The sequence below is a fragment of the Pseudomonas sp. B28(2017) genome, assembly GCF_002113025.1.
In the GTDB taxonomy this organism is placed as follows: Bacteria; Pseudomonadota; Gammaproteobacteria; order Pseudomonadales; family Pseudomonadaceae; genus Aquipseudomonas.
This window is the reverse complement of record NZ_NEJH01000003.1, coordinates 1-24904: the sequence shown is the minus strand read 5'-3', so window position 1 is coordinate 24904 and position 24904 is coordinate 1. Positions and strand designations below refer to the sequence as shown.

The following is a 24904-nucleotide window of genomic DNA, read 5'->3' as shown; positions in this document are numbered from 1 at the left end:
ACGCAGCACCTCTAAACACAAGTGTAAGGAGAATCACCATGTTGAGCTGGGCAATCACATTCCTGATCATCGCCATCGTCGCCGCCGTACTGGGTTTCGGTGGTATAGCGGGCACCGCCACGGGTATCGCCAAGATTCTGTTTGTCGTGTTCCTGGTGATGTTCATTGCCTCCTTCTTTTTTGGCCGTCGCGGTCGAGACTGATATGAGAGGAGGCCACAGCGCCTCCTTCCACCTGCGTCACCTGAGGAAGGCTGGCGCATGACCAAGGGGTCGGGACGTTCTGCCTGTTTCAGGGGCGGAGTGACCTACGGGTACAGGGAGTGCCTGCGCAAGGGCCGGGTCAGGAAAAGCTGCTGCGCAAGTTCGCCGGACCGCCATGGCTCGACGGACTTGCGAAGGGCTTGAACACGCAACACATTGAAATAGAGCGCTCGTCTCGGTTTCACCAGTGTTATCGCATCTTTGTCCTTGTTACGTCGCAAAATACTTTTCCTGGTGTTTCACCAGCGACCGTATATCGAGAAAAATCCATTTTCTTTGGCCGTGATTTTTCGCTTCGTCCAGCGGGATTCTGCCGAAAAATCAACGCTCAGCCACTGCTCAAAAAACATTCAATCTGCTCTGTGATGACCGGTTCACGGCACTTATGCCTGCTGAAATGTCGCATTCGAACCGATTGCGACGTCGCTTTCGGTAAAAAAAACCCATGCCGATTCGGCATGGGGTAGGCGTTTATGGCATTAGACGGCGCTCCCTTGCATCGGAATAGTTGCGCCTTTTTTCGCCTGCCAGAGAGCCGTCAATACGCGTTCCGGGGCACCTTATACGGAGGGTAGATGCACTAGACTTTTTCGCCATAAGCGTTCCAGTTCGCGCATCTCCCTGAGTCAAACAACAAGTAAGGGTAAAGATATGAAGAAGGCAAAGCTTAGCCTCGCCTGGCAGATCCTCATCGGTCTGGTATTGGGGATTGCAATCGGTGCGCTGCTCAACCATTTCAGTGCCGAAAAAGCCTGGTGGATCAGCAACGTCCTGCAACCGGCAGGCGATATCTTTATCCGTCTGATCAAGATGATCGTGATTCCGATCGTCATCTCCTCTCTGATCGTCGGCATCGCAGGCGTCGGTGACGCCAAGAAACTGGGGCGTATCGGCCTCAAGACCATCATTTACTTCGAGATCGTCACTACCATCGCCATCGTGGTCGGTCTGCTGCTGGCCAACCTGTTCCATCCGGGTGCCGGCATCGACATGAGCACCCTGGGCACTGTGGACATTTCCAAGTACCAGGCCACGGCGGCCGAGGTTCAGCATGAACATGCGTTCATCGAAACCATCCTCAACCTGATCCCGTCGAATATCTTCGCGGCCATGGCCCGCGGCGAAATGCTGCCGATCATCTTCTTCTCCGTATTGTTCGGTCTCGGCCTGTCGAGCCTGCAGGCAGACCTGCGCGAACCGCTGGTGAAGATGTTCCAGGGCGTATCTGAAAGCATGTTCAAGGTCACTCACATGATCATGAACTACGCCCCGATCGGCGTGTTCGCGCTGATCGCGGTGACGGTGGCCAACTTCGGCTTCGCGTCGCTGCTGCCGCTGGCCAAACTGGTGATCCTGGTTTACTTCGCCATTGCCTTCTTCGCTTTCGTGATCCTGGGCCTGATCGCTCGCCTGTTCGGCTTCTCGGTGATCAAGCTGATACGCATCTTCAAGGATGAGCTGGTACTGGCCTACTCCACCGCCAGCTCCGAAACCGTGCTGCCGCGCGTGATCGAGAAAATGGAAGCCTACGGCGCGCCGAAAGCCATTTGCAGCTTCGTGGTGCCGACCGGTTACTCGTTCAACCTCGACGGTTCGACCCTGTACCAAAGCATTGCAGCGATCTTCATCGCCCAGCTGTATGGCATCGACCTGTCGATCAGCCAGCAACTGCTGCTGGTACTGACATTGATGGTCACCTCCAAAGGCATCGCCGGCGTACCAGGCGTGTCCTTCGTGGTACTGCTGGCCACCTTGGGCAGCGTCGGTATTCCACTGGAAGGCCTGGCGTTCATCGCCGGTGTCGACCGCGTCATGGACATGGCCCGTACTGCACTGAACGTGATCGGCAACGCTCTGGCCGTTCTGGTTATCGCTCGTTGGGAAGGTATGTACGACGACGCCAAGGGTCAGCGCTACTGGAACTCCCTGCCGCACTGGCGCAGCAAGGAAACACTGCCGCTGGGTGAAGTTTCCAAGAACTGATGCAACACCCCTTGTGGGAGCGGTGCAGGCAATAACAGACAAACCCCGGAGAAATTCGGGGTTTGTCGTTTCTGGCCACCCCGCTATCATTCGCGGATCTTTTGGGGGGTTTGACTGATGCTCAATGGCCTGTGGCTTGGCTTCTTCATCGTGGCCGCCGTATCGGCGCTGGTCCAGTGGCTGATTGGCGGTAACGCCGGGATATTCGCGGCGATGGTGGAAAGCATTTTCGGCATGGCCAAGCTATCGGTCGAAGTCATGGTGCTGCTGTTCGGCACCCTCACCCTCTGGCTCGGCTTTCTGCGCATTGCCGAGAAAGCCGGGATCGTCGAATGGTTGGCCAGGGCCTTGGGGCCGCTGTTTTTGCGCCTGATGCCTGAAGTTCCGCCTGGACATCCGGCCATCGGCCTGATCACCCTTAACTTCGCCGCCAATGGCCTGGGTCTGGACAACGCTGCCACGCCGATCGGTCTCAAGGCCATGAAGGCGCTGCAAGAACTCAATCCCAGCGCTACCGTCGCCAGCAACGCACAGATTCTGTTCCTGGTGCTCAACGCTTCCTCGCTGACCCTGCTGCCGGTCACTATTTTCATGTATCGCGCCCAGCAAGGCGCACCAGACCCGACGCTGGTGTTCCTGCCGATCCTGCTGGCGACCAGTTGCTCGACCATTGTCGGCTTCCTGTCAGTGGCGTTCATGCAGCGTTTGCGCATCTGGGACCCCGTGGTGCTGGCCTACCTGATCCCCGGCGCCCTCGCCCTCGGTGCTTTCATGGCCTTGCTGGCGACCCTTTCGGCGACCGCGCTGGCCGGCTTGTCATCGATCCTCGGCAACCTGACGTTGTTTGGTCTGATCATGCTGTTTCTGCTGATCGGTGCACTGCGCAAAGTGAAGGTCTACGAGGCCTTCGTCGAAGGTGCCAAAGAGGGTTTCGACGTCGCCAAGAACTTGCTGCCCTACCTGGTGGCGATGCTCTGCGCGGTGGGCGTGTTGCGCGCCTCCGGGGCGCTGGACTTCGGCCTGGACGGGATTCGCCATCTGGTGGCGTGGGCCGGTTGGGACACGCGCTTCGTCGATGCGCTGCCGACGGCGATGGTCAAACCCTTCTCCGGAAGCGCCGCCCGGGCGATGTTGATCGAAACCATGAAGACCTCGGGCGTAGACAGCTTCCCGGCACTGGTGGCGGCAACGGTCCAGGGCAGTACAGAGACGACGTTCTATGTCCTGGCGGTGTACTTCGGCGCCGTGGGCATCCAGCGCGCACGCCATGCGGTTGGCTGCGCATTGCTGGCGGAGCTTGCCGGGGTGCTGGGTTCAATCGGGGTTTGCTACTGGTTCTTTGGTTGATTGGTGCCGTCAGCCAGCGTTTTCAACGCTGCTTTGCGCTGGTCCATGGGCAAGGCACCGAGCTTCTCCACGGCCGCATAAAACTGCAGCCAGTTGCCATCCACCTGATGGAACAGCGCGGTAAATGCCGGTACCCATTGATCGTACAAACCAAACGGCAATAGCCGGGCATTGTTCATTGGCGCATAGATCCAGGCGTCGTAGCGTTTGTCTCCAGCCCACTGACGGTCGCGCATTTGCCGGTATTCGCTGCGCAAGCGCTCGAACTCGGCCGCCTTGTGCTGGCGCATTTGTTCGGTTGGCAACGGCGCGGTGTAGAGTTTTTCCAGTCGGGTGCGGGTCTTGAGCACCAACTCGGTGAACTGGTCGCGCTGACGCGCCTGCGCATTGTCAGCCGGTGGCAGGTGGCGGTAGGCGCGCCATTGGCGAGTACCTTCCTGCTCGACGAAGGTGGCAAAGGATTCGTTGAACTCCGTGTCGTCCTTCACATAGAAGCGCTGATGGGCCAACTCGTGAAAGATCAGCGTGGCCAGTCGCTCATCGCCCCAGCCCATCATCGAACTGATGATTGGGTCATTGAACCAGCCAAGCGTCGAATACGCTTCGACACCGCCAATCGACACGTCCATGCCCTGTAAGCGTTGCACAGCAGCTTCGCCGCGGGCTGCGCCCTGGCTGTAGTAACCGCGGTAGGCCACGCAACCGGCAACGGGGAAACAGTGGTTTACAGGCTTGAGGGAAAATTCCGGCGTGGCGAAGACATTCCAGACGACGAAGGGCCGCCCAATGTCTGCATACAAGCGGTAACTCTGGTTATCCGGCAGGTGCAATTGCCGGCTGGCGAACGTTCGGGCTTTTTGCGATTGCTCCAGGTGTGTACGTAGTTTTTCATCGCGCGCCGGGTCGGCAATCACACTGGAAACAGGCTCCCTGGCCCGCAGCAACTGCAGTTGGCCGCTGACCAATTGGCTGTAATAGCTGACGCTGGCGCAACCGTTGAGCAACAAAAACAACACACCCGGAAACAAAACGCGAAAAACGCGATCAAGTAAACCAAGGCTAGGAAGCGGCCTGAACACAATAATTCTTCCTTGGAGAGTCTTTGCACAAGACTATCCCGCTTGAATGGAGCTCCGCTATGCGCATGTTGGTACTGACGGGTGGCCTGCTGTTTCTGGCCGGCTGTGCTGGTTTCGGAATACCTCGCCCTGATCCTGCGCAAGCCTGGATCGACCTGGACTCAAAGCAGGAAGATACGGCGCTGCAGGCGCTTGAGGTCGATAACAAGGCCACTGACGATAAACGCTATTTCGAGGTCCAGCCCGGTAGCCATGAGTTGACGGTCCGCTATCAGTTTTCGGTCCAGCCCACCAACATCGGTCCCGACGCCGAGCCGTTGTGGCGCGATTGTCAGTTGAGCGTGAAATTCAACGATTTCAACGCGGGTGAGCGTTATGAGCTACAGGCGGGAAACATTGGTTTTCGGCCTTGGGCGAAACTCTACGATCAGCAGCGAAAAGTGATTGGTCAAGGCAAGCCAGCGGGCTGCCAAGGCACCTGATCGGCGTTATGCTGAATACATAATCCCCAGGGACATTCATCATGCGCAGGTTGATGCTGTTACTCGCCGCCAGTGTTGTTGCCGGTTGTCAGAGCCCGATGCCGGCGGCTAATCCGAAGATGGCCTGGGTCGAATTCTCTACGCCCTTCCCTAACGACAAGTTGTTGATGGCCGAACGACTGGATAAACAGCGCCTGCCCGATGGGCGTTTTTTTGAGGTCACGCCGGGCAGCCACGAACTGATCGTCCGTTTCGACTTTGAAGTACCCGGTGGTGGCGGATTGAGCATGATGAACGGCCCCTCTGAACGGATCTGCTACCTGACCATCAATTACGATCATTTCGAAGCCGGTCAGCGTTATGTGCTCCAAGGCCGCTCAATCGCCTTCATACCCGAGGCCCGGCTGTACAACGCCAAGCGCGAGATCGTCGCTGAAGATCGGGAGTCCTACTGCCTGATGTGAGCTGTCAGCGGTCGTTCTTCTGGTAGATGATTTTTTTGGTGCCATTTTCGCACGAGCCCACGACCATGTTCTGGTCGTGTACTTCGTCGTTGGTGACGATTTCAAGCGTGTAGGCAGTGACGCCACTGGCCTGAATCTTGGCTTCGATCTCGGCCTTGAGTTCTTCGCAGGGCTTCGGTGCTGCGAGGGCCGAAGTGGCCAGTGCGCAACAGATAACCGCCAAGGCAAAACGTTTCATGGTTGAAGCTCCTTTGAGGCAGCACGCATATTCATGGGGTTTCGCTGCTGTCATTTATTCGACCATAGTTTTAGCGGGCAGATCTGTCACGCCGTAAAAAAGATCGCAGCCTTGAGCAGCTTTTGCCGAATGATCCCGGCAGGTTGCACAAAACTGCGATCTTTTGTTTTCAACAGAAATCCAGCCGACCAATGTTGCCTCCAGGCTGATCTTCGCCTTCAGTACCCTGGACACCGGACAGCCTTTTTTGTCATCACCGAGGATCATGGAAAACGCCATGGCGATAGATGGTGGGGCAAGGTTCACCTCGTCCGATCAATCTGCTTTTTTCGCGGGTTTTTTTACCTGGCTATTGAAACTCGGGTATATGCCCACATTGCATGAACACGCTTTTGGATTCGGCAGGTTTGCGTTCGCAAGAACAAACCTGCGCCCTCAATTGGAGAAGCAGGTTCATGAAACGACTGTCCGATATCAAATTCTCGACCCTCGATCTGGTGCCGGTGCGCGAGAACGGCAGCGCGGCCCAGTCGCTGCGCAACTCGCTGGACCTGGCGCAGCACGTCGAGAAGTTCGGTTACAACCGCTTCTGGGTGGCTGAGCATCACAACATGGACGGCATCGCCAGCTCTGCGACATCGGTGCTGCTCGGTTATCTGGCCGGTGGTACGTCGACCATTCGTGTCGGTTCGGGTGGGGTGATGTTGCCCAACCATGCACCGCTGGTGATCGCCGAGCAGTTCGGCACCCTGGAAAGCCTTTATCCGGGCCGGATTGATCTGGGCCTGGGTCGCGCGCCCGGCTCTGACCAGATGACCGCACGTGCGCTGCGCCGCGAACGCTCCGGCAGCGCCGACGATTTCCCGGAAGATGTGACGGAACTGCTGCGCTACCTTGGGCCACGGACCCCGGATCAACGCATCATCGCCATGCCGGGGACCGGGACCAATGTGCCGGTCTGGTTGTTGGGATCGAGCCTGTTCAGTGCGCAGCTGGCGGGTGAACGCGGTTTGCCCTACGCCTTCGCTTCGCATTTCGCACCGCGCTACATGCATGAAGCGATTCGGGTCTACCGCAATCACTTCAAGCCGTCAGCCGTTTTGGACAAGCCCTACGTGATGCTCGGTGTGCCATTGGTGGCAGCCGATACCGATGAGCAGGCCGATTACCTGGCGACTTCGGTGTTCCAGCGGATTCTCGCCCTGATGCGTGGCCAAAGCCTGGTACAGCGCCCGCCGGTGAAGACCATGGACGGCCTGTGGCTGCCTCATGAGAGAGAGGCCGTGCACGATTTCCTTGGCTTGGCCATGATCGGAAGCTCGCAGAAAATCCGCGCCAAACTCGAGGTCCTGATTGAACAGACCCAGGCTGACGAGCTGATTTTCACCTGTGACCTGTACGAACATTCGGATCGCGTGCATTCCTACGAGTTGCTGGCGCAGGTCATGCGAGGCTGATACTCAAACGGCAGGCGTAAAAAAGCCGACACCGTGGTGTCGGCTTTTTTTCAGGTGGGATTCTGCCTACTTTTTATAGACGATCACTTTGGCGCCCGCTTCGCACTTGCCAACAACTTTCCCGCCGGCAGCGGCACCTTTATCGACAATCTCCAGCGAATAACCGGAAACGCCCTTGGCATCAAGTTTCGCTGCGATTTCGGCTTTCAGCTCTTCGCATGGCTTGCCGCCCGCCAATGCGGTCCCCGCAAGGCTCAACAAACCTACCGCCAACATAAACTTCTTCATCGGTTGCATTCCCTGGTCGGGTCATAGGGGTAACCAGCCGTCAGCCGGACGCACTCATGTCGCGCATTGCCATTCCCTGTGGCATTCGGCCGGCGTGCAAGTTCAGAAGACTAGCCCAAAGTCAGCTACTGGCAATCCGAAACCCGACTTTCAAGGTCACCTGAAAGTGTGCAGCCTTGCCGTCCCGGATGTGCCCACGGGTCTCGGTTACTTCAAACCATTCCATGTACTTGAGGCTTTTACTGGCTTCGGCCAGCGCGTTGTTGATCGCATCTTCGATACTGCTGGTGGACGAGCCAACCAGCTCGACTTTCTTGTAGGTGTGATGGTCAGACATGGCGTTCTCCTCGGCGTGTGAATTACAGCCTAGCAGTGATTTTTCCTATTTCTTGTGTTGGTCGTTCTCCGGATGAAGTTCAGATTTTATGCACTTTCTCGCGCCCCTGAAGTCCCAACCAACACACGCCACTTATCACCAGTGCAGGAGAGCCACCATGGCCAACACCTCGTTACGCAAAGCCTCATTGCAAAGCATGGAAGCCGAGATCGAGAGTCTGCTCAAGTCTTTGGAAAGCCTGAAGGACGATGCCTCGGACGAGTCGCGTAAAACCCTCAAGACCCTGAAAAGCAACGCCGAGAATGCCTTGAGGCACTCGCGCCATCTGCTTGCCGACGCCTATGAAGAGGTCAAGGTCAAAACCCGCGAAACCGGGATTGCCACCCGTGACTACGCCCAGGAACACCCCTGGACAACAGCTGGTGTCGCTGTGGGCGCATTGGGCCTGCTGGCCGCTTATCTGTTGTGCAAGCGTGATTAATCCGCTCGACGCAGCTCGTTCCTGAGCCACTGAGCCAGTTGCCGGGCGCGCCCGTCCGCGGCGCGCTTGGGTAGCCACAACGCCAGTTGCGCCGGGGTTTCACTGAAACCCCATGGTGCAACCAGGCGACCGGCCTTCAAGTCCTCGGCCACCAGGGGTTCGGGGGCAATCGCCACGCCCAGGCCTGCGACAGCGGCTTCGAGCAAGTAATACAAATGTTCAAATCCCTGACCGTACTTCAACGCCCTGGCGTCGAGGCCGCGTGGTTGCGCCCAGCTCGGCCAGGCTTGCGGGCGTGAGGTGGTGTGCAGCAAGGGTTCGCTCAACAGTGCGGTTTCCGGCGCTTGCCTGAGCCGCTCATAGCCGCTGAACCGAGGACTCATGACCGGACCGATACGTTCGCTGGCCAGCTCAAAAACCTGCATGTCCGCCGGCCAGGGTGGCTCGGCAAAGACCAGCAAGGCATCCAGCCCCGGTCTTCGCGGATCGAGATCGCCTTCTCCGGCCGACAGGTGCAGGCGCAAGTCCGGCAGGTCGGCATTGAGTCTCCCCAGTCGCGGGATAAACCAGCGGGCCAACAGGCTTCCCGAGCAACCGAGCACGAACGGGGCATCGGCTGTGCTTTGTGTGAGTTCGGCGCAAACACCGCGCAGGCGTTCGAAGGCTTCGCTGCTGGCGTCACGCAGGCGCAACCCGGCATCTGTGAGTTTCAGGCCGCGTCCGTCCTTGATGAACAGGCTCACACCCAAGTGTTCTTCGAGGACTTTCAATTGCCGGCTGACGGCCCCATGGGTGACATGCAACTGCTCGGCCGCCTGACTGACGCTGTTCAAGCGGGCGGTGGCTTCGAAGGCGCGAAGCGCGTTCAGCGGTGGAAGGTCATGGCTCATTTGATCTGTGAGTTTTACTGACAGGTTGTGGCGATCTTATCGGTTTTCAGGCCGAGGCGTCAGGGGTAGAGTTAAGCCCACTATCACTTTATGCATCACTTCACGCATTCAACTGGAGCGCCAAATGACCCAGACTAATCTGCGCAACGGCCCTGATGCCAACGGCCTGTTTGGCGCGTTCGGCGGCCGCTACGTTGCCGAAACCCTGATGCCGTTGATCCTCGACCTGGCCCGTGAATATGAGTTGGCCAAGGAAGATCCTGCATTCAAGGAAGAACTGGCCTACTTCCAGCGCGATTACGTCGGCCGTCCGAGCCCACTGTACTTCGCCGAGCGTCTGACCGAGTTCTGTGGCGGCGCGAAGATCTACCTCAAGCGTGAAGAGTTGAACCACACTGGCGCGCACAAGATCAACAACTGCATCGGCCAGATCCTGCTGGCGCGGCGCATGGGCAAGAAACGCATCATTGCCGAGACCGGCGCCGGCATGCACGGTGTGGCCACGGCCACCGTCGCTGCGCGTTTCGGTCTGGATTGCGTGATCTACATGGGCACCACTGACATCGAGCGTCAGCAGGCCAACGTGTTTCGCATGAAGCTGCTGGGCGCCGAGGTTATCCCGGTGGTGGCCGGCACCGGCACCCTGAAGGATGCGATGAACGAAGCCCTGCGTGACTGGGTGACGAACGTCGACAGCACTTTCTACCTGATCGGCACCGTGGCCGGTCCGCACCCTTACCCGGCAATGGTTCGCGACTTCCAGGCCGTGATCGGCAAGGAAACCCGTGAGCAGTTGCAAGCCCAGGAAGGCCGCCTGCCGGACAGCCTGGTGGCGTGCATTGGTGGCGGCTCCAACGCCATGGGGCTGTTCCACCCGTTCCTTGACGACAAGAGCGTCGAAATCATCGGCGTTGAAGCCGCCGGTTACGGCATCGAGACCGGAAAGCATGCGGCCAGCCTGAACGGCGGCGTACCGGGTGTGTTGCACGGCAACCGCACCTTCCTGCTGCAGGACGACGATGGCCAGATCATCGACGCTCATTCGATCTCAGCAGGTCTGGATTATCCAGGCATCGGCCCTGAACACGCCTGGTTGCACGACATCGGTCGCGCCCAGTACACCTCGGTGACCGACGACGAGGCTCTCGCCGCGTTCCACCAATGCTGCCGCCTGGAAGGGATCATCCCTGCCCTGGAAAGCGCCCATGCCCTGGCTGAAGTCTTCAAGCGTGCACCGAAGCTGCCAAAGGATCACCTGATGGTGGTTAACCTGTCCGGCCGTGGCGACAAAGACATGCAAACCGTGATGCACCACATGGAACACTCTCAACAAGAGCAATCGAAGCAGGAGAAACACTGATGAGCCGCCTGCAAACACGTTTTGCCGAACTCAAGGAACAGAACCGCGCCGCCCTGGTGACCTTCGTGACCGCTGGCGACCCGGGCTATGACACGTCCCTGGCGATCCTCAAAGGCTTGCCGGCTGCAGGCGCCGACGTGATCGAACTGGGCATGCCCTTCACCGATCCGATGGCCGACGGTCCGGCAATCCAGCTCGCCAACATCCGTGCTCTGGCTGCCAAGCAGAACCTGGCGAAAACCCTGCAAATGGTTCGCGAGTTCCGCAAGGACAACAATGAAACGCCGCTGGTGCTGATGGGGTACTTCAACCCGATCCACAAATATGGCGTGCCGCGCTTTATCGCCGAAGCGAAAGAGGCCGGTGTCGATGGTCTGATCGTGGTCGACCTGCCTCCCGAACATAACGGCGAGTTGTGCGATCCGGCACAGGCTGCCGGCCTGGACTTCATCCGTCTGACCACCCCGACCACCGACGATGTGCGTCTGCCGACAGTGCTTAACGGCAGCTCCGGGTTTGTTTACTACGTGTCCGTTGCCGGTGTGACCGGTGCTGGTGCGGCGACGCTGGAACACGTTGAAGAGGCGGTCGCCCGTTTGCGTCGCCATACCGATCTGCCGATCAGCATCGGTTTCGGCATTCGCACGCCGGAGCAAGCAGCGTCTATCGCGCGTCTGGCGGACGGTGTGGTCGTGGGTTCGGCACTGATCGATCACATCGCCAATGCCTCGACGCCGGATCAGGCGGTCGATGGTGTGCTGAGCCTTTGCTCGGCATTGGCCGATGGCGTGCGTAAAGCCCGCGTCAACTGAGGGTAAAGTTCCTGATACAGAGGAATTAGCGCCTCGCGGCACAGACTAAACAGCAAGACCGAGGGCTTCAGGACTGCGTTCTGAGGCCCTTTTTGCTGTGCGTGTTGCGAGGAAAGACCTGATGAAAATGTCGAAACGCCTGATGGCCGGCCTTGGGCCCCGCCACCACCGGGTGTCATCTTGGTGCGTGGCAGGCCGCAGCCTCGGGGCTATTACGGCGAACGCCTGGATAAACGCGCGTTAAGCCGGTTGCCGTATTACCCGGGCTACGAATGGCGTCGCGCGGGCGCGGACGTTGTGCTGATCGCCGCGGAAACCTGGATTGTTTATGAGGTTCTGCAGGGAGGGCTGTACTGATGGATCTGTCATTGGGTTGAACCCTGAACCCCCTGTAGGAGCGGGGTCAGGGCAACTCTATCCCGCCCGACGCCCTGTGCAGTTTGCGCAAGTGCTCGCCAATCTGTTTCACGTTGGCCTCGTTAGCGGCCATTTCGGCGGCACGGCCAGGTTCAAGCAGTGCCCTCACTTCCTTGTCCAGATCCCCGGACAGCGCCAGGAGCTGCTTCTGGCGCTGGCTGCTTTCCGCTTCCAGATGCTGCCACTCGCTCGGCTGTGGCAAGCCATAACCGTGGGTGCCCAGCAGTTCCGCTGGCCGGCTGAGGAAGCCACTGTTGGCGAGAATGTCCTTGAGCGTCTCGTTGGCCTTGTCCATGCCGCCATTCTTCAGCTCTCGGGCGCCCAGATAACGCTGCTTCACTTCATCCTGAGCCAATAGCAACTGTCGACGGAAACTCGCCTGTTCCAGCAGAAGCAACGCCGCACTGGTACGCAAATCGGCCTGCTCGAACCATTGGCGACGCTCCTGGGCTTTTAAGTCCAGCCAGTCTTCGACGGTTTCCTGCTTGATCGGCAATTGCTTTTTCAGTATTTCGAACATGGCCTGATAACGATCGCGGAAGGAGTCGAAGCGATAGCCCAGGCGCAAGGCCTCTCGCGGATCGTCCAGCACGCTGGTGTCCGCCAGTCCACGGCCCTTCAGTACCTCCAGCAAGCCGTTGGGCATGATGTTGTCGAGCCCCACCAGTTGCGGATTGTTGGTGCCGCCGCGCAGTAATTTCAGTTCTTCCACCGCGCAGTTGTTTGACAGGAAGAAGTAGTTGCCGTCGTAGCTCCAGTGCATCTCGGCAGCACGCTCCACCACGTCTTCAATCTCTCTGCGCGACAGGTTCAGGGGTACGGAGGCCAGGCTGCGCAATTCGGTCTTGGTGTATTCGTCGATGACCTGAGACAGCGGCAGGATAAACAGCCGCGACGGGTATTTGCCGACCAGGCCATCCCAGCTCGACAGTTGTACGTCGCCGACGAAGGCGCGGTACGACAGCACCAGATGCTGGTCCAGGTCCAATCGACAATCCGGCCCGCGTGGTCGCCCCGGCGCACAGATCACCAGGCGCAACATGCTGTGGCCCCAGCGGCTGAACAGGTTCTGGTTAGCCTCGGCCAGCAGGTAGTCAACGGCATAGACCCGCTCCGGATCGACCTGGCCCAAAGGTGTCTTGGCGAAGTCGTTGCCGGCATTGAGGAAAGCGAGGGTTTTGCTGCAGGTGTCTTTGGCAGCGGGCGCCCAGCCAAAATGTTCCTTGTAGTAGCGGTACAGCGCCGGGCGGCGGCAGGCGTAGCTCGGGTCGAGGAGGAAATACTCCATGTTGACCGCGACGAACTCCTTTGGACTGCTGGTCTCGTAGATATCCGGACTGCGGGCAATCTGGCGATTGTGCTGTTCGCGTTCTCCACGACGGCCTACGTATTGCTGCCAGCCAGCGAGGTCGAGCAAACGCGGATCGTCACTGAGGGTAAAGCGCCGATCGGACTGGCCTCGACATTGGTCGGGAATGCCAACCAGCCCTGAGCTGTTGTTGTGCCGGGTGCAGCGCTGAATCAGCTTGCGTTCGGTATCCGGCCACAGGCGCGAGCGATCGTAGATGTGCGTCAGTTCGTGCAACACCGTGGCCAGCAGTTCCTTGCGCACGGTCCCATGAGGGCGATGGGTTTTCCTGGTCGCGGCGCTGCCATCGGTGAGGCCGGCCAGCAGGTTGCGGTTCAGATCGAGCTCGGACACCAGTGATGCCTGACCGTAGGCGTTGCGCGGCATGTCATCGGTCCAATCGACGTCGATGCGTCGATCGAGTTGCTCGATAAAACGTGGCGGCAGTGCCTGCATGGCTTCATCGAGCAACGCCTGGCTGGCTTGCTGCTGCGCGGGCGTCAGACCTTCGGTCTTGAGATGTAACTGAAGGCCTGCTTGGGCCGTGTTGCCAAGCAGCAACAGGGCCCCGGCCAGCAGCCAGGTGCCTGGGCGTCTCACAGTGCGAGGATGGCTTCGGCGAGATCCTGATCACTGGCGTCACGGGCTTCCGGCACGCGGGTGCGCAGCAAGTCGAAAGCGGATTCCAGGTGAGCGCCACGAATGTCGCCATTGCTGGCAACGAAACTGGCGGCGTCGTCCTGGGCTTCGCGCACGATTTTCGAATCGCGAATGGATGTGGTGGTGTCGGAGGTGAAATCGAGGGTGCGCTGGGTAGCACGGATCAGCATGTTACTGGTGGCAACCAGAGTATGTGCCTGGGTTACATCGGCCAACAGCAGCAGGCCTAAGGTGGCAGCAATCAGCGGGTTACGCATGGAACGACTCCAGAAAAACAGGGATAACTATTGGACGAGAATTGCTTGTGCCAGTTCAAGGTCGCTGGCATGAAGTTTTGCCTGGGTTCGGCGCAGATACCGCAGGGCCGACTCCAGTCGTGCGCCTCTCAGTTGGCCGTCACTGGCAACGTATGCCGCCGCGTCATCCTGGGCGGCGAGCAGCAGTTTATGGTCGAAGGGGGCGCTGGTCACCAAACTTGTAGCGTAACCGCTGGCGACGATGCCTTGGGTGGACAGGTTGAAGGCGTCATAAGCGTGGACTGATCCACAGTAGCCAAGGATAAGAAAGACTGGAGCGATCAAGAGACTTGAAGGAAAACGCATGAGACTCGACAGTTGAAAGTGAGTCCCAAGGCTAGCGCAAGGTCCGGCCTGGAGCCAACGCCAAGACTCTGGGACACGCCGGACGTGCCCCATGCCTGGGCAGTCGTTTAGATTGTCAGGATCGCTTGTGCCAGTTGTGCGTCGCTTGCGTTCAGCTGTGGTGCCTGGTGGCGAATGTGGTCGAGGGCGCTTTCGAGTTTCACGCCACGGATGGAACCTTCGCTGGCGACGAAGCTGGCAGCGTCGTCACGGGCCGCGAGCACGATCTTGTCATCCTTGAATGACGACGAGACGACGTCGGTGGTCGCATCGGATGTGGCTTTGAGCGCGTTGACAACAGCGTCGGTGGTCACGATGAAGCTGGTTGCGCTGGCATTGGCAGCCACGGCAAACAGGGCCGCAGCACTGAGCAGGCGAAGACGGGACATGGGGTAACTCCTTTGGGTAAACCAATTGAAAAATGGCGCAGTGTCTGCAAAGTCAGACGCCAGGCGCTTGGCGCTCGCCACGTTCTGGTCTGATATTAGGCCTGAGTGTGTCGGTTCGAACAGCCCGTCGTGCAAGCGGGAAGTCAGCGCCAGAACGGTTTATCCAGTTCATTGCTGCGCTCGGCGTGGCTGATGCCGAGATCTGATAGCTGACGATCATCGAGTTGAGCCAGTAAACGTCGTGTTCTTGCTCTTTCGAGGCTGGCGAAGAGTCCTGTGAACAGATCTCTAACCCGGTTCAGGCAAGGTCTCGATTGAGCTGACGGGGTGGAAACATCCTGTAAAGAGTTCATGGGGCGGTCCCTGTCCTGATCAGTAGAGGTTCCATGCTGGCACCGGACGAACATTCACTACAGACACACTGTGATGATATTGTACTCATCCAGTTTGTAGTTTTTGAAAACTGTACTGGTCTTCAAGTTTCCCTACTGTAGGACCGGATCTGACAGGCCAAAACGACAAAACCCGTCGTGGTTTCCCACGACGGGTTTTGTTTTTTCAATTCGGGTTGCTGGCGGTGGACCTTAAGGTCAGAGCCAGCGACGCTAGCTTAGCGCCAGAACGGCTTGCTCAGCTCTTCGTAGCGTTGTGCTTCGCTAATCCCGGCGTCAGCCAGCAGACGCGAATCCAGGCGAGCCAGTTGATGGCGGCTGGTGATGCGGCGCTGCCACAGCATCAGGTTGGCAATAACGCGCAGAGGCAGGGAAGCCTGGGTTTTTGCAGCAGTGTCTTCGAAGAACAGTTCGGAACTGAGTGTACGTTCCATGGTTGACATCCTTCCGCTTATGGCGGGATTAGGTAGTGGTTTAACTGGTGCCCATGATCCTCTCGTTTGCCTAGTCACTGTAGATACAGTTCATCTGTATTGTGAGAGCTCAGTTAACTGTTTATAGGCGGTGTACTGGTCGAAATTGAGGCAACTGTACCTGTATGCACTATTAAGGTGCAAAAGTGTTGTTTTCGTTCGGTGAGATGGGAGTTTTCCCTGGAAAATGACCAGTACAGCAGTACAGTTTTTTCATATTTCGAAGCGGTAAGAGCAAGTTGGCGAAACTGTGTTTGCGCCAGCTTGCTATCTGTAGCAATTACTTCTTCAGCATTTGCCCCGTTTCTTCCAGGTTGATGTGCCAGCTCAGGGCGTCGCGCAGGATGTGCGGGGTGTGCCCGCCGATGGCGCACGCGGCGGTAAAGTAATCATTCAGCGCCTGGCGGTAATCCGGGTGCACACACTTGTCGATGATGACCCGGGCACGCTCCCGAGGCGCAAGGCCTCGCAAGTCTGCCAGGCCCACTTCGGTCACGAGTATGTCGACGTCATGTTCGGTGTGGTCAACGTGACTGACCATTGGTACCACGCTGGAGATCGCACCGCCCTTGGCGATCGACTTGGTCACGAACACGGACAGGTGTGCATTGCGCGCGAAGTCACCCGAGCCGCCGATACCGTTCATCATCCGCGTGCCGCAGACGTGAGTGGAGTTGACGTTGCCATAGATGTCGAACTCCAGTGCCGTGTTGATGCCGATGATGCCTAGGCGGCGCACGACTTCAGGGTGGTTGGATATCTCCTGCGGGCGCAGGACCAGTTTGTCCTTGTAGCGCTCCAGATTGCCGAACACGTCGGCATTGCGCCGGCTCGACAAGGTGATCGAACTGCCCGAAGCAAAGCTCAGCTTGCCTGCGTCGATCAGGTCGAAGGTCGAGTCCTGCAGTACCTCGGAATACATCGTCAGGTTTTCGAACGGCGAGTCGATCAGGCCACACATCACCGAGTTGGCGATGGTACCGATGCCGGCTTGCAACGGGCCGAGCTTGTTGGTCATGCGTCCGGCGGCCACCTCCTGTTTGAAGAAGTCGATCAGGTGGTCGGCAATGGCTTGGGTCTCGGCGTCCGGTGCCAGCACAGTGGACGGTGAGTCAGCCTGGTTGGTGACCACGATGGCGACGATTTTTTCCGCTGGGATCGGGATGGCGGTGCTGCCAATGCGGTCGTCGACTTTGACCAATGGAATCGGGGTGCGGGTCGGGCGATAGGTCGGAATGTAGATGTCGTGCAGACCTTCGAGGTTCGGGTTGTGCGCCATGTTGATCTCGACAATCACATGTTTGGCGAAGATCGCGAAGCTGGCCGAGTTGCCTACCGAGGTGGTTGGCACGATATGTCCTTGCTCGGTGATCGCTACGGCTTCAATCACGGCAATGTCCGGCAGCTTCAATTGCTGGTTGCGCAATTGCTCCACGGTTTCCGACAAGTGCTGGTCGATGAACATGACTTCACCGGCATTGATTGCCTTGCGCAGCGTGCTGTCGACCTGGAACGGCATGCGTCGCGACAGCACGCCGGCTTCGGTCAACTGCTTGTCGAGGTCGTTGCCCAGGCTTGCGCCAGTCATCAGGCTGATCTTCAGCGGCGTGACCTTGGCACGCTCGGCCAGCGCCTGGGGGACGGCCTTGGCTTCGCCGGCGCGAGTAAAACCACTCATGCCGACGGTCATGCCGTCCTCAATCAGAGCGGCAGCGTCGGCAGCGCTCATCACTTTGTCCAACAACGAAGGCAGGCGAATACGGTCACGGTACATGGATTGTTATCTCGGGCAACGGGTAGCAGGACGTGCAGTCTAGTGAATTGCGCCGGCTTCTGTCCCGCTACCAAGGTCGCAATCGAGGCGTCTATTCCGGGCCTTTGAAGCAAAACACCGTTACCGGATCGGTAACAAAAGCATAGTTTGTCCGACGATTTGCGCAAACAAAAACGCCCCGACAAGTCGGGGCGTTCTGAGTGCCGCGCGGGGTTAGTCGACGGCTTTGACCATATCTTCGATGACCTTTTTAGCGTCGCCGAACACCATCATGGTTTTGTCCAGGTAGAACAGTTCGTTGTCCAGGCCGGCATAGCCGCTGGCCATCGAGCGCTTGTTGACGATGATGGTCTTGGCCTTGAACGCTTCGAGGATCGGCATGCCGGCAATCGGCGATTTCGGATCGTTCTTCGCCGCCGGGTTGACCACGTCGTTGGCGCCCAATACCAGCACCACGTCGGCCTGGCCGAACTCGGAGTTGATGTCTTCCATCTCGAACACCTGGTCGTAAGGCACTTCAGCCTCGGCCAGCAACACGTTCATGTGCCCTGGCATACGACCGGCAACCGGGTGGATCGCATACTTCACGGTCACGCCGCGATGGGTCAGCTTCTCGGTCAGTTCCTTCAGCGCATGCTGCGCCCGTGCTACCGCCAGGCCGTAGCCCGGAACGATGATCACGGTATCGGCGTTGGTCAGCAGGAAGGTGGCGTCGTCGGCAGAACCGGATTTCACCGGACGGGCCTCCTTGGCGCCTGCCGGACCTGCGTCCGCTGTATTGCCGAAACCGCCGAGCAGTACATTAAAGAAGGAGCGGTTCATCGCCTTGCACATGATGTACGAGAGGATCGCACCGGACGAACCTACCAGCGAACCCGCGATGATCAGCATCGAGTTGTTCAGCGAGAAGCCGATACCCGCCGCTGCCCAGCCGGAGTAGCTGTTGAGCATCGACACCACCACCGGCATGTCGGCGCCGCCGATCGGGATGATGATCAGTACGCCGAGCACGAAGGCCAGCGCCAGCATTACGCCGAAAGCGGTGTAGTCGCCGGTGAGCATGAAAGTCACGCCCAGTGCCAGTGTGGCGAGGCCCATCAGCAGGTTCAGCTTATGCTGTCCGCCGAACTGTACCGGTGCACCCTGGAACAGGCGGAATTTGTACTTGCCCGAGAGCTTGCCGAACGCGATCACCGAACCGGAGAAGGTGATTGCACCGATGGCGGCACCGAGGAACAGCTCCAGGCGATTACCGGCCGGGATCGCGTCACCGAGTTGCTGGACGATGCCCAGCGACTGTGGCTCGACCACGGCAGCCACGGCGATGAACACCGCTGCCAGGCCGATCATGCTGTGCATGAAGGCGACCAGCTCGGGCATCTTGGTCATTTCGACGCGTTTGGCCATGATCGAGCCGACAGTGCCGCCGATCAGCAGGCCGACGATCACGTAGACGATACCGTCATGGGCCAGTTCAGCACCCAATTTGTAGATCAGGCCGACCGTGGTGAGGATCGCCAGGCCCATGCCGAGCATGCCGAACAGGTTGCCGCGACGCGATGTAGTGGGATGCGAGAGGCCCTTGAGCGCCTGGATGAAGCAGACCGAGGCGATCAAATACAGGGAAGTAACCAGGTTCATGCTCATGCTTGCTGCACCTCAGCCTTGATTGCTTCGGCCTTGGCTGCCGGAGCTTTTGCTGGAGCCGCTTTCTTCTTGAACATTTCCAGCATGCGGCGGGTCACCAGGAAGCCACCAAACACGTTGACCGCGGCCAGGGCCACCGCCAGGGTACCCATGGTCTTGCCCAGCGGCGTCACGGTGAGGGCGGCGGCGAGCATGGCGCCGACGATCACGATGGCCGAGATGGCGTTGGTGACAGCCATCAGTGGCGTGTGCAGTGCAGGTGTAACGTTCCACACCACGTGGTAGCCGACGTAGATGGCCAGCACGAAGATGATCAGGTTGTAGATACCGTGAGAGATCAGCATGTCTTCCATTGTTTTTATCCTCAGCCGTTCTTGCGCACGATCTGGCCGTCGCGGCACATCAGGCACGCGGCGACGATATCGTCTTCAAGGTTGATCACCAGTTGTCCTTCTTTATCGAACAACAGTTTCATGAAGTCCAGCAGGTTGCGTGCATACAGCGCCGAAGCATCGGCCGCCACGGCGCCAGCCAGGTTGGTCGGGCCAACGATGGTCACGCCGTTTTCGACGACCACCTGATCGGCCACGGTCAGCGGGCAGTTACCGCCTTGGGCTGCCGCGAGGTCGATGACCACCGAGCCCGGTTTCATCTGTGCCACGGTTTCCGCGCTCAGCAGCGTCGGTGCCTTGCGGCCCGGAATCAGTGCGGTGGTGATGACGATGTCAGCCTGCTTGGCGCGTTCGTGCACGGCTGCGGCCTGGCGCTGCATCCAGCTGGCCGGCATGGGGCGGGCGTAACCGCCGACACCAACGGCGCATTCACGCTCTTCGTCGGTCTCGTAAGGCACGTCGACGAACTTGGCGCCGAGGGATTCGATCTGCTCCTTTACCGCCGGACGCACGTCAGACGCTTCGATCACCGCACCCAGGCGTTTCGCGGTAGCGATTGCCTGCAAACCGGCCACGCCGGCACCGAGAATCAGCACGCGCGCCGCTTTCACGGTGCCCGCAGCAGTCATCAGCATTGGCATGAAGCGTGGATAGTAGTGCGCGGCCAGCAACACGGCTTTATAGCCGGCGATGTTGGCTTGCGAGGACAGCACATCCAGGCTTTGGGCGCGGGAGGTGCGAGGCGCAGCCTCCAGGGCAAATGCGGTAATCCCGCACTCGGCCAGCTTGGCGATGGTTTCGTTGCTGAACGGGTTGAGCATCCCCACCACAACGGTGCCGCTTTTAATCAGCGTCAGCTCGCTGTCGCTGGGAGCGACCACCTTCAAGATCAGCTCTGCACCAAACGCGTCATTGGCGCTGCCAATGGTTGCGCCTGCCGCTTCATAAGCACTGTCGACAACGCTGGCATTAACGCCGGCGCCGCTTTGTACAGTGACCTTATGACCCTGGCTGATCAGCTTCTTGATGGTTTCCGGGGTTGCAGCAACCCGTGTTTCACCGGTCTGGGTTTCGAGAGGAACACCAATGTGCACGTCAAATCTCCTGCGTGATCTTATTGAGTAAACCCATGCACTACGGATGGTGCGGCTGGGGCGGCCGATCAGCACGGTCCCGCCAAATCAGGGCGGGGCGCGGCATTTTGCAGGCGAACTTTGTGCCCTTCAAGGGATTATGACGGGTGACGGAAAATTAACTACAAGTCACCCCGTGACCGAATGTCGCAACCACCCGGATCAATCCCTTGCAGGCCGTGCTTTTCAAGGATTCTGGCCGAAATTTAAGAATTTACACATCGGCCGTATGAATGATGCGGCATCGCTTCGAAATAGTGGCGCAAAGCCGCGTAGGCAGGCGCTTGTGGGACGTTTGTACGACTTCTCGATACAGTTTGCTGTTTTGCGACAAATACGTATATCTGTAGGGCTTGTTTTTTGCTGACTACGAGGTCAGGTATCGCTTGAGAGTCTTTATCCTTCTAGGTTGTAGCTGTGTGCCTGGTTTACCAGCCAGTCACGAAATGCCTTCAAAGACGCGGATTCGACCTTTCGCTCAGGAATCATCAGGTAATAAGCCTTGATGCTGGACAGTGCTTGCGGGTTGGCGATCACCAAGCGTTTTTCTTTCAACTCCCGTTGAATCAGGAACGGCGGAATCAGGGCAATGCCCATGTCGTGCATGGCTGCTTGGGCGAGCATGGAGAATAGCTCGTAGCGAGGGCCTGTCATGTCTCGCGGGACATTCAGGTGTTGGGAGTCGAACCATTGGCGCCAGGCATAGGGGCGTGTGGTTTGTTGCAGAAGAGGCAAGTCGGCGATTTCGCCGGGTGTCAGACTGATCTTGTTTCCGAGTAGATCAGGGCTGCAAACGGGCATCGGATTTTCACCCATCAGCCTGTGGGACTCTGTACCTGACCAATCCGCATCACCGAAGTAGATGGCGGCATCAAAATCAGTATCGGCGAACAGGAACGGCCGCGTGCGGTTGGTCAGGTTGACTGTCACTTCCGGGTGTTTTTGCTGAAAGTCCTTGAGTCGCGGCAGCAGCCATTGGGTGCCGAAGGTCGGAACTACGGCCAACTCGATCACGTTGGTGCCCTGCTGGCCCATCACGGACAAGGTGTCGCGTTCAACCGCATCGAGTTGAGTGGCCACTCGACGGCTGTAGGAGAGGCCGGCTTCCGTCAGCTTGACCCCGCGCCGCGAGCGTCGGAAGAGTTCCACACTGAGGAACTCTTCAAGGCTGGCGATCTGTCGGCAAATCGCCCCTTGGGTCAGCGAAAGCTCCTGGGCGGCCTTGGTGAAGCTCTCGTGTCGCGCTGCGGCCTCGAAGCTGATCAGGGCGGTGGTACTGGGTATCTTCCTGCGCATGTACGTCAACCTCACTAATACATCGAAATAATGCTCTTTTTCGACGTTTCGGAGTGAGAAATTAGCACAACAGTATGCGAAATCCTCGTTTGCCGTAGTGCCAATCCGGGCCTAGGATCAGTCCACGTTATTTGACCCGATTCGAGAGGACACACTCATGGGCGGTAAAGCTAGCTTCAACTGGATCGATCCCCTGCTGCTGGATCAACAGCTCACTGAAGAAGAACGCATGATTCGCGACACGGCTGCGCAGTTCGCTCAGCAGAGCCTTGCGCCGCGCATTCTTGAAGCTTTCCGCCATGAGAAGACCGATCCGGCGATCTTCCGCGAAATGGGCGAGGTTGGTCTGTTGGGCGCAACCATCCCCGAGCAGTACGGCGGCAGTGGCCTGAACTACGTCAGCTACGGCCTGATTGCCCGCGAAGTCGAGCGTATCGACTCCGGCTATCGCTCGATGATGAGCGTGCAGTCCTCGCTGGTAATGGTGCCAATCAATGAATTCGGCACCGAAGCCCAGAAGCAGAAGTACCTGCCAAAACTGGCCTCTGGCGAGTGGATTGGCTGCTTCGGTCTGACCGAGCCTAACCACGGTTCCGACCCCGGTGCGATGATCACTCGTGCGCGCAAAGTGGAAGGCGGCTACAGCCTCACTGGCAGCAAGATGTGGATCACCAATAGCCCGATTGCCGATGTGTTCGTGGTCTGGGCCAAGGACGATGCCGGCGATATCCGCGGCTTCGTTCTCGAAAAGGGCTGGAAAGGTCTGAGCGCTCCGGCGATTCACGGCAAGGTTGGCCTGCGGGCATCGATCACCGGTGAAATCGTCATGGACAATGTGTTCGTGCCGGAAGAGAACATCTTCCCGGATGTCCGCGGCCTGAAAGGTCCTTTCACCTGCCTCAACTCGGCGCGTTACGGCATCTCCTGGGGTGCGCTGGGTGCGGCCGAGTTCTGCTGGCACACCGCTCGCCAGTACACCCTGGATCGTCAACAGTTCGGTCGTCCATTGGCCGCCACTCAGTTGATCCAGAAGAAACTGGCCGACATGCAGACCGAAATCACCATGGCGCTACAAGGCTGCCTGCGTCTGGGGCGTATGAAGGACGAGGGGACTGCGGCGGTCGAAATCACTTCGATGATGAAGCGCAACTCCTGCGGCAAGTCGCTGGACATCGCGCGCATGGCTCGCGATATGTTGGGCGGCAACGGTATCTCCGATGAGTTCGGTGTCGCACGTCACCTGGTCAACCTGGAAGTTGTGAACACCTATGAAGGTACGCACGATGTCCATGCGCTGATCCTCGGTCGTGCACAGACCGGCATCCAGGCGTTCTATTAACAGGAGGACGTCCATGGGCGCGCTATCGCATCTACGGGTACTGGATTTGTCGCGGGTGCTGGCCGGGCCTTGGGCCGGGCAGATCCTGGCCGACCTTGGCGCCGAAGTGATCAAGGTCGAGCGCCCGGGTAACGGCGATGACACGCGCGCCTGGGGGCCGCCGTTCCTGAAAGACGCTTATGGCGAGAACACCAGCGAGGCGGCTTATTACTTATCGGCCAATCGCAACAAGCAGTCGGTCACCATCGACTTCACGCGCCCTGAAGGGCAGAAGCTGGTACGTGAGCTGGCGGCCAAGTCGGACATCCTGATCGAGAACTTCAAGGTCGGTGGTCTGGCGGCTTATGGCCTGGACTATGAGTCATTGAAGGCAATCAATCCGGATCTGATCTATTGCTCGATCACCGGGTTCGGTCAGACCGGTCCTTACGCCAAGCGTGCGGGTTATGACTTCATGATCCAGGGGCTGGGCGGCCTCATGAGTCTGACGGGGAGGCCTGAAAGCGAAGAAGGCGCGGGGCCGGTGAAGGTTGGCGTGGCGCTGACGGACATCCTGACCGGGCTGTATTCGACCGTCGCGATCCTGGCTGCGCTTGCGCATCGGGACCACGACGGCGGTGGTCAGCATATCGATATGGCACTACTGGACGTACAGGTGGCTTGTCTGGCCAACCAGGCAATGAACTACCTGACGACAGGTAATGCGCCTAAACGCTTGGGTAATGCTCATCCGAACATCGTGCCCTATCAGGATTTTCCTACGGCGGATGGTGACTTCATCCTTACCGTCGGCAACGATGGGCAGTTCCGCAAGTTCGCGGAAGTGGCTGGGCAGCCGCAGTGGGCGGACGACCCGCGTTTTGCGACAAACAAGTTGCGGGTGGCAAACAGGGCTGTACTGATTCCGCTGATCCGCCAGGCAACGGTGTTCAAGACTACCGCTGAATGGGTGACGCAGCTGGAACAGGCTGGCGTGCCATGCGGGCCTATCAATGACCTGGCGCAGATGTTTGCCGATCCTCAGGTCAAGGCGCGCGGGTTGGCCATCGAGTTGCCGCATGCGCTGGCTGGCATGGTGCCGCAAGTGGCCAGTCCTATTCGTTTGTCCGAGACTCCGGTGGAGTATCGATATGCGCCTCCTTTGCTGGGTGAGCATACGCTGGAGGTTCTCCAGCGGGTGCTGGGTCTGGATGCGGGGGCGGTGTCTGCGTTCAAGGCGTCTGGCGTACTTTGATCTCTCTTCTATATAGAGGGGCGCTTTCGCTCCTCTATATAGGAGCCCATCGGGGCGTTTTGCGCCTTTCTGCAAAAAACCAGAATCAGTGCTTGACGGCAGATTTCAGATCTCTATAATTCGCCCCACTTCCGGCGCAGTCGAAACGGAAAACTCCTTGATAAACAATGAGTTATGCGGGTTTCGGCGGCAGGTTGCTTCAGGTCATCGAAGCCGAAAGGAAGTTGAAAAAGAGGTGTTGACAGCAGCGAGTAACGCTGTAGAATTCGCCTCCCGCTGACGAGAGAT

At 58.6% G+C, this 24904-nt stretch carries 28 protein-coding genes and 1 pseudogene; 12 read left to right on the top strand and 17 right to left on the bottom strand.

What is annotated here, in order from left to right:
• Positions 1-38: 38 nt before the first annotated feature.
• From CAF65_RS09330 to CAF65_RS09320, 3 genes are all read left to right on the top strand, one after another.
• Positions 39-203: a DUF1328 domain-containing protein gene (locus CAF65_RS09330; RefSeq protein ID WP_085716034.1), complete on the top strand. Its 165-nt coding sequence runs from the start codon at positions 39-41 to the stop codon at positions 201-203.
• A gap of 711 nt (positions 204-914) precedes the next feature.
• On the top strand, positions 915-2246 hold the full coding sequence (gene gltP, locus CAF65_RS09325; RefSeq protein WP_085716033.1) for a glutamate/aspartate:proton symporter GltP: 1332 nt from the start codon (positions 915-917) through the stop codon (positions 2244-2246).
• 117 nt (positions 2247-2363) lie between these two features.
• Complete coding sequence (locus tag CAF65_RS09320; protein WP_085716032.1) at positions 2364-3593, top strand: nucleoside recognition domain-containing protein; 1230 nt, start codon at positions 2364-2366, stop codon at positions 3591-3593.
• Here the strand turns inward: CAF65_RS09320 and CAF65_RS09315 are convergent.
• Positions 3575-4672 carry an aminopeptidase gene (locus CAF65_RS09315; RefSeq protein WP_085716031.1) on the bottom strand — a complete coding sequence of 366 codons (1098 nt, stop codon included), beginning with the start codon at positions 4670-4672 and terminating at the stop codon, positions 3575-3577. The two genes, CAF65_RS09320 and CAF65_RS09315, sit on opposite strands and share 19 nt — an antisense overlap.
• Positions 4673-4731: 59 nt before the next feature.
• Between CAF65_RS09315 and CAF65_RS09310 the strand changes: the two genes are divergently transcribed.
• Positions 4732-5154 (top strand): hypothetical protein, encoded by a 423-nt coding sequence (locus CAF65_RS09310; RefSeq protein ID WP_085716030.1) that lies wholly within the window; start codon positions 4732-4734, stop codon positions 5152-5154.
• Between the two features lie 41 nt (positions 5155-5195).
• Positions 5196-5618, top strand: a complete 423-nt coding sequence (locus CAF65_RS09305; RefSeq protein ID WP_085716029.1) for a hypothetical protein — start codon at positions 5196-5198, stop codon at positions 5616-5618.
• 4 nt (positions 5619-5622) lie between these two features.
• Here the strand turns inward: CAF65_RS09305 and CAF65_RS09300 are convergent, their stop codons facing one another.
• Both CAF65_RS09300 and CAF65_RS09295 read right to left on the bottom strand, forming a co-directional pair.
• On the bottom strand, positions 5623-5856 hold the full coding sequence (locus CAF65_RS09300; RefSeq protein WP_008018477.1) for a DUF1161 domain-containing protein: 234 nt from the start codon (positions 5854-5856) through the stop codon (positions 5623-5625).
• Positions 5857-5910: 54 nt separating this feature from the next.
• Positions 5911-6123 (bottom strand): hypothetical protein, encoded by a 213-nt coding sequence (locus CAF65_RS09295; RefSeq protein WP_085716028.1) that lies wholly within the window; start codon positions 6121-6123, stop codon positions 5911-5913.
• Positions 6124-6311: 188 nt separating this feature from the next.
• On the opposite strand from CAF65_RS09295, the gene CAF65_RS09290 reads away from it, so the two are divergent.
• Positions 6312-7313 carry an LLM class flavin-dependent oxidoreductase gene (locus CAF65_RS09290; RefSeq protein ID WP_085716027.1) on the top strand — a complete coding sequence of 334 codons (1002 nt, stop codon included), beginning with the start codon at positions 6312-6314 and terminating at the stop codon, positions 7311-7313.
• A gap of 66 nt (positions 7314-7379) precedes the next feature.
• Here CAF65_RS09290 and CAF65_RS09285 read toward each other — a convergent pair whose 3' ends face one another.
• Positions 7380-7601, bottom strand: coding sequence for a DUF1161 domain-containing protein (locus CAF65_RS09285; RefSeq protein WP_085716026.1), 222 nt, complete (start codon positions 7599-7601; stop codon positions 7380-7382).
• Positions 7602-7722: 121 nt separating this feature from the next.
• Positions 7723-7938, bottom strand: coding sequence for a dodecin (locus tag CAF65_RS09280; RefSeq protein ID WP_008018480.1), 216 nt, complete (start codon positions 7936-7938; stop codon positions 7723-7725).
• Between the two features lie 157 nt (positions 7939-8095).
• Here CAF65_RS09280 and CAF65_RS09275 point away from each other — a divergent pair, with 157 nt between their 5' ends.
• Complete coding sequence (locus tag CAF65_RS09275) at positions 8096-8419, top strand: YqjD family protein (protein ID WP_008018481.1); 324 nt, start codon at positions 8096-8098, stop codon at positions 8417-8419.
• Here CAF65_RS09275 and CAF65_RS09270 read toward each other — a convergent pair.
• Positions 8416-9309, bottom strand: a complete 894-nt coding sequence (locus CAF65_RS09270) for a LysR family transcriptional regulator (protein WP_085716025.1) — start codon at positions 9307-9309, stop codon at positions 8416-8418. The two genes, CAF65_RS09275 and CAF65_RS09270, sit on opposite strands and share 4 nt — an antisense overlap.
• A gap of 124 nt (positions 9310-9433) precedes the next feature.
• Here CAF65_RS09270 and trpB point away from each other — a divergent pair, with 124 nt between their 5' ends.
• From trpB to CAF65_RS09255, 3 genes and pseudogenes are all read left to right on the top strand, one after another.
• Complete coding sequence (trpB, locus tag CAF65_RS09265; RefSeq protein ID WP_085716024.1) at positions 9434-10669, top strand: tryptophan synthase subunit beta; 1236 nt, start codon at positions 9434-9436, stop codon at positions 10667-10669.
• Positions 10669-11481 carry a tryptophan synthase subunit alpha gene (trpA, locus tag CAF65_RS09260; protein WP_085716023.1) on the top strand — a complete coding sequence of 271 codons (813 nt, stop codon included), beginning with the start codon at positions 10669-10671 and terminating at the stop codon, positions 11479-11481. The genes trpB and trpA overlap by 1 nt, the downstream gene beginning before the upstream one ends.
• A 156-nt stretch (positions 11482-11637) precedes the next feature.
• Positions 11638-11838, top strand: a pseudogene (locus tag CAF65_RS09255) (hypothetical protein); the annotation flags it as partial.
• A gap of 46 nt (positions 11839-11884) precedes the next feature.
• Here CAF65_RS09255 and CAF65_RS09250 read toward each other — a convergent pair.
• From CAF65_RS09250 to CAF65_RS09200, 11 genes are all read right to left on the bottom strand, one after another.
• Complete coding sequence (locus CAF65_RS09250) at positions 11885-13846, bottom strand: DUF4105 domain-containing protein (RefSeq protein WP_085716022.1); 1962 nt, start codon at positions 13844-13846, stop codon at positions 11885-11887.
• Positions 13843-14163 carry a DUF2388 domain-containing protein gene (locus CAF65_RS09245; RefSeq protein ID WP_008018488.1) on the bottom strand — a complete coding sequence of 107 codons (321 nt, stop codon included), beginning with the start codon at positions 14161-14163 and terminating at the stop codon, positions 13843-13845. Before CAF65_RS09245 ends, CAF65_RS09250 begins: the two co-directional genes overlap by 4 nt.
• 27 nt (positions 14164-14190) lie before the next feature.
• Positions 14191-14508 (bottom strand): DUF2388 domain-containing protein, encoded by a 318-nt coding sequence (locus tag CAF65_RS09240; RefSeq protein ID WP_085716021.1) that lies wholly within the window; start codon positions 14506-14508, stop codon positions 14191-14193.
• Positions 14509-14615: 107 nt separating this feature from the next.
• On the bottom strand, positions 14616-14936 hold the full coding sequence (locus tag CAF65_RS09235) for a DUF2388 domain-containing protein (protein ID WP_085716020.1): 321 nt from the start codon (positions 14934-14936) through the stop codon (positions 14616-14618).
• A gap of 143 nt (positions 14937-15079) precedes the next feature.
• Positions 15080-15289: a DUF1127 domain-containing protein gene (locus CAF65_RS09230; protein WP_085716549.1), complete on the bottom strand. Its 210-nt coding sequence runs from the start codon at positions 15287-15289 to the stop codon at positions 15080-15082.
• Between the two features lie 257 nt (positions 15290-15546).
• Complete coding sequence (locus CAF65_RS09225; protein WP_008018491.1) at positions 15547-15762, bottom strand: DUF1127 domain-containing protein; 216 nt, start codon at positions 15760-15762, stop codon at positions 15547-15549.
• 319 nt (positions 15763-16081) lie between these two features.
• Positions 16082-17575 (bottom strand): acetyl-CoA hydrolase/transferase family protein, encoded by a 1494-nt coding sequence (locus tag CAF65_RS09220; RefSeq protein WP_085716019.1) that lies wholly within the window; start codon positions 17573-17575, stop codon positions 16082-16084.
• A 213-nt stretch (positions 17576-17788) separates the two neighbouring features.
• Positions 17789-19222 (bottom strand): NAD(P)(+) transhydrogenase (Re/Si-specific) subunit beta, encoded by a 1434-nt coding sequence (locus CAF65_RS09215; RefSeq protein ID WP_085716018.1) that lies wholly within the window; start codon positions 19220-19222, stop codon positions 17789-17791.
• Complete coding sequence (locus CAF65_RS09210) at positions 19219-19575, bottom strand: NAD(P) transhydrogenase subunit alpha (RefSeq protein ID WP_008064823.1); 357 nt, start codon at positions 19573-19575, stop codon at positions 19219-19221. Before CAF65_RS09210 ends, CAF65_RS09215 begins: the two co-directional genes overlap by 4 nt.
• An 11-nt stretch (positions 19576-19586) precedes the next feature.
• On the bottom strand, positions 19587-20708 hold the full coding sequence (locus CAF65_RS09205) for a Re/Si-specific NAD(P)(+) transhydrogenase subunit alpha (RefSeq protein ID WP_008018497.1): 1122 nt from the start codon (positions 20706-20708) through the stop codon (positions 19587-19589).
• A gap of 435 nt (positions 20709-21143) precedes the next feature.
• Positions 21144-22043: a LysR family transcriptional regulator gene (locus tag CAF65_RS09200; protein WP_085716017.1), complete on the bottom strand. Its 900-nt coding sequence runs from the start codon at positions 22041-22043 to the stop codon at positions 21144-21146.
• A gap of 157 nt (positions 22044-22200) precedes the next feature.
• Between CAF65_RS09200 and CAF65_RS09195 the strand changes: the two genes are divergently transcribed.
• Both CAF65_RS09195 and CAF65_RS09190 read left to right on the top strand, forming a co-directional pair.
• Entirely contained in the window at positions 22201-23382 is a 1182-nt protein-coding gene (locus tag CAF65_RS09195) for an acyl-CoA dehydrogenase (RefSeq protein ID WP_085716016.1), read from the top strand.
• Between the two features lie 13 nt (positions 23383-23395).
• Positions 23396-24616 (top strand): CaiB/BaiF CoA-transferase family protein, encoded by a 1221-nt coding sequence (locus CAF65_RS09190; protein WP_085716015.1) that lies wholly within the window; start codon positions 23396-23398, stop codon positions 24614-24616.
• Positions 24617-24904 lie beyond the last annotated feature (288 nt).

Coding starts and splice junctions, on each gene's coding strand:
- CAF65_RS09195 (WP_085716016.1), top strand. CDS start 22,201: ATGGGCGGTAAAGCTAGCTTCAACTGGATCGATCCCCTGCTGCTGGAT.
- CAF65_RS09275 (WP_008018481.1), top strand. CDS start 8,096: ATGGCCAACACCTCGTTACGCAAAGCCTCATTGCAAAGCATGGAAGCC.
- CAF65_RS09270 (WP_085716025.1), bottom strand. CDS start 9,309: ATGAGCCATGACCTTCCACCGCTGAACGCGCTTCGCGCCTTCGAAGCC.
- CAF65_RS09225 (WP_008018491.1), bottom strand. CDS start 15,762: ATGGAACGTACACTCAGTTCCGAACTGTTCTTCGAAGACACTGCTGCA.
- trpA (WP_085716023.1), top strand. CDS start 10,669: ATGAGCCGCCTGCAAACACGTTTTGCCGAACTCAAGGAACAGAACCGC.
- CAF65_RS09220 (WP_085716019.1), bottom strand. CDS start 17,575: ATGTACCGTGACCGTATTCGCCTGCCTTCGTTGTTGGACAAAGTGATG.
- CAF65_RS09295 (WP_085716028.1), bottom strand. CDS start 6,123: ATGATCCTCGGTGATGACAAAAAAGGCTGTCCGGTGTCCAGGGTACTG.
- CAF65_RS09240 (WP_085716021.1), bottom strand. CDS start 14,508: ATGCGTTTTCCTTCAAGTCTCTTGATCGCTCCAGTCTTTCTTATCCTT.
- CAF65_RS09210 (WP_008064823.1), bottom strand. CDS start 19,575: ATGGAAGACATGCTGATCTCTCACGGTATCTACAACCTGATCATCTTC.
- CAF65_RS09280 (WP_008018480.1), bottom strand. CDS start 7,938: ATGTCTGACCATCACACCTACAAGAAAGTCGAGCTGGTTGGCTCGTCC.
- gltP (WP_085716033.1), top strand. CDS start 915: ATGAAGAAGGCAAAGCTTAGCCTCGCCTGGCAGATCCTCATCGGTCTG.
- CAF65_RS09320 (WP_085716032.1), top strand. CDS start 2,364: ATGCTCAATGGCCTGTGGCTTGGCTTCTTCATCGTGGCCGCCGTATCG.
- CAF65_RS09330 (WP_085716034.1), top strand. CDS start 39: ATGTTGAGCTGGGCAATCACATTCCTGATCATCGCCATCGTCGCCGCC.
- CAF65_RS09235 (WP_085716020.1), bottom strand. CDS start 14,936: ATGTCCCGTCTTCGCCTGCTCAGTGCTGCGGCCCTGTTTGCCGTGGCT.
- CAF65_RS09245 (WP_008018488.1), bottom strand. CDS start 14,163: ATGCGTAACCCGCTGATTGCTGCCACCTTAGGCCTGCTGCTGTTGGCC.
- CAF65_RS09230 (WP_085716549.1), bottom strand. CDS start 15,289: ATGAACTCTTTACAGGATGTTTCCACCCCGTCAGCTCAATCGAGACCT.
- CAF65_RS09190 (WP_085716015.1), top strand. CDS start 23,396: ATGGGCGCGCTATCGCATCTACGGGTACTGGATTTGTCGCGGGTGCTG.
- CAF65_RS09285 (WP_085716026.1), bottom strand. CDS start 7,601: ATGAAGAAGTTTATGTTGGCGGTAGGTTTGTTGAGCCTTGCGGGGACC.
- CAF65_RS09290 (WP_085716027.1), top strand. CDS start 6,312: ATGAAACGACTGTCCGATATCAAATTCTCGACCCTCGATCTGGTGCCG.
- CAF65_RS09300 (WP_008018477.1), bottom strand. CDS start 5,856: ATGAAACGTTTTGCCTTGGCGGTTATCTGTTGCGCACTGGCCACTTCG.
- trpB (WP_085716024.1), top strand. CDS start 9,434: ATGACCCAGACTAATCTGCGCAACGGCCCTGATGCCAACGGCCTGTTT.
- CAF65_RS09215 (WP_085716018.1), bottom strand. CDS start 19,222: ATGAGCATGAACCTGGTTACTTCCCTGTATTTGATCGCCTCGGTCTGC.
- CAF65_RS09310 (WP_085716030.1), top strand. CDS start 4,732: ATGCGCATGTTGGTACTGACGGGTGGCCTGCTGTTTCTGGCCGGCTGT.
- CAF65_RS09200 (WP_085716017.1), bottom strand. CDS start 22,043: ATGCGCAGGAAGATACCCAGTACCACCGCCCTGATCAGCTTCGAGGCC.
- CAF65_RS09305 (WP_085716029.1), top strand. CDS start 5,196: ATGCGCAGGTTGATGCTGTTACTCGCCGCCAGTGTTGTTGCCGGTTGT.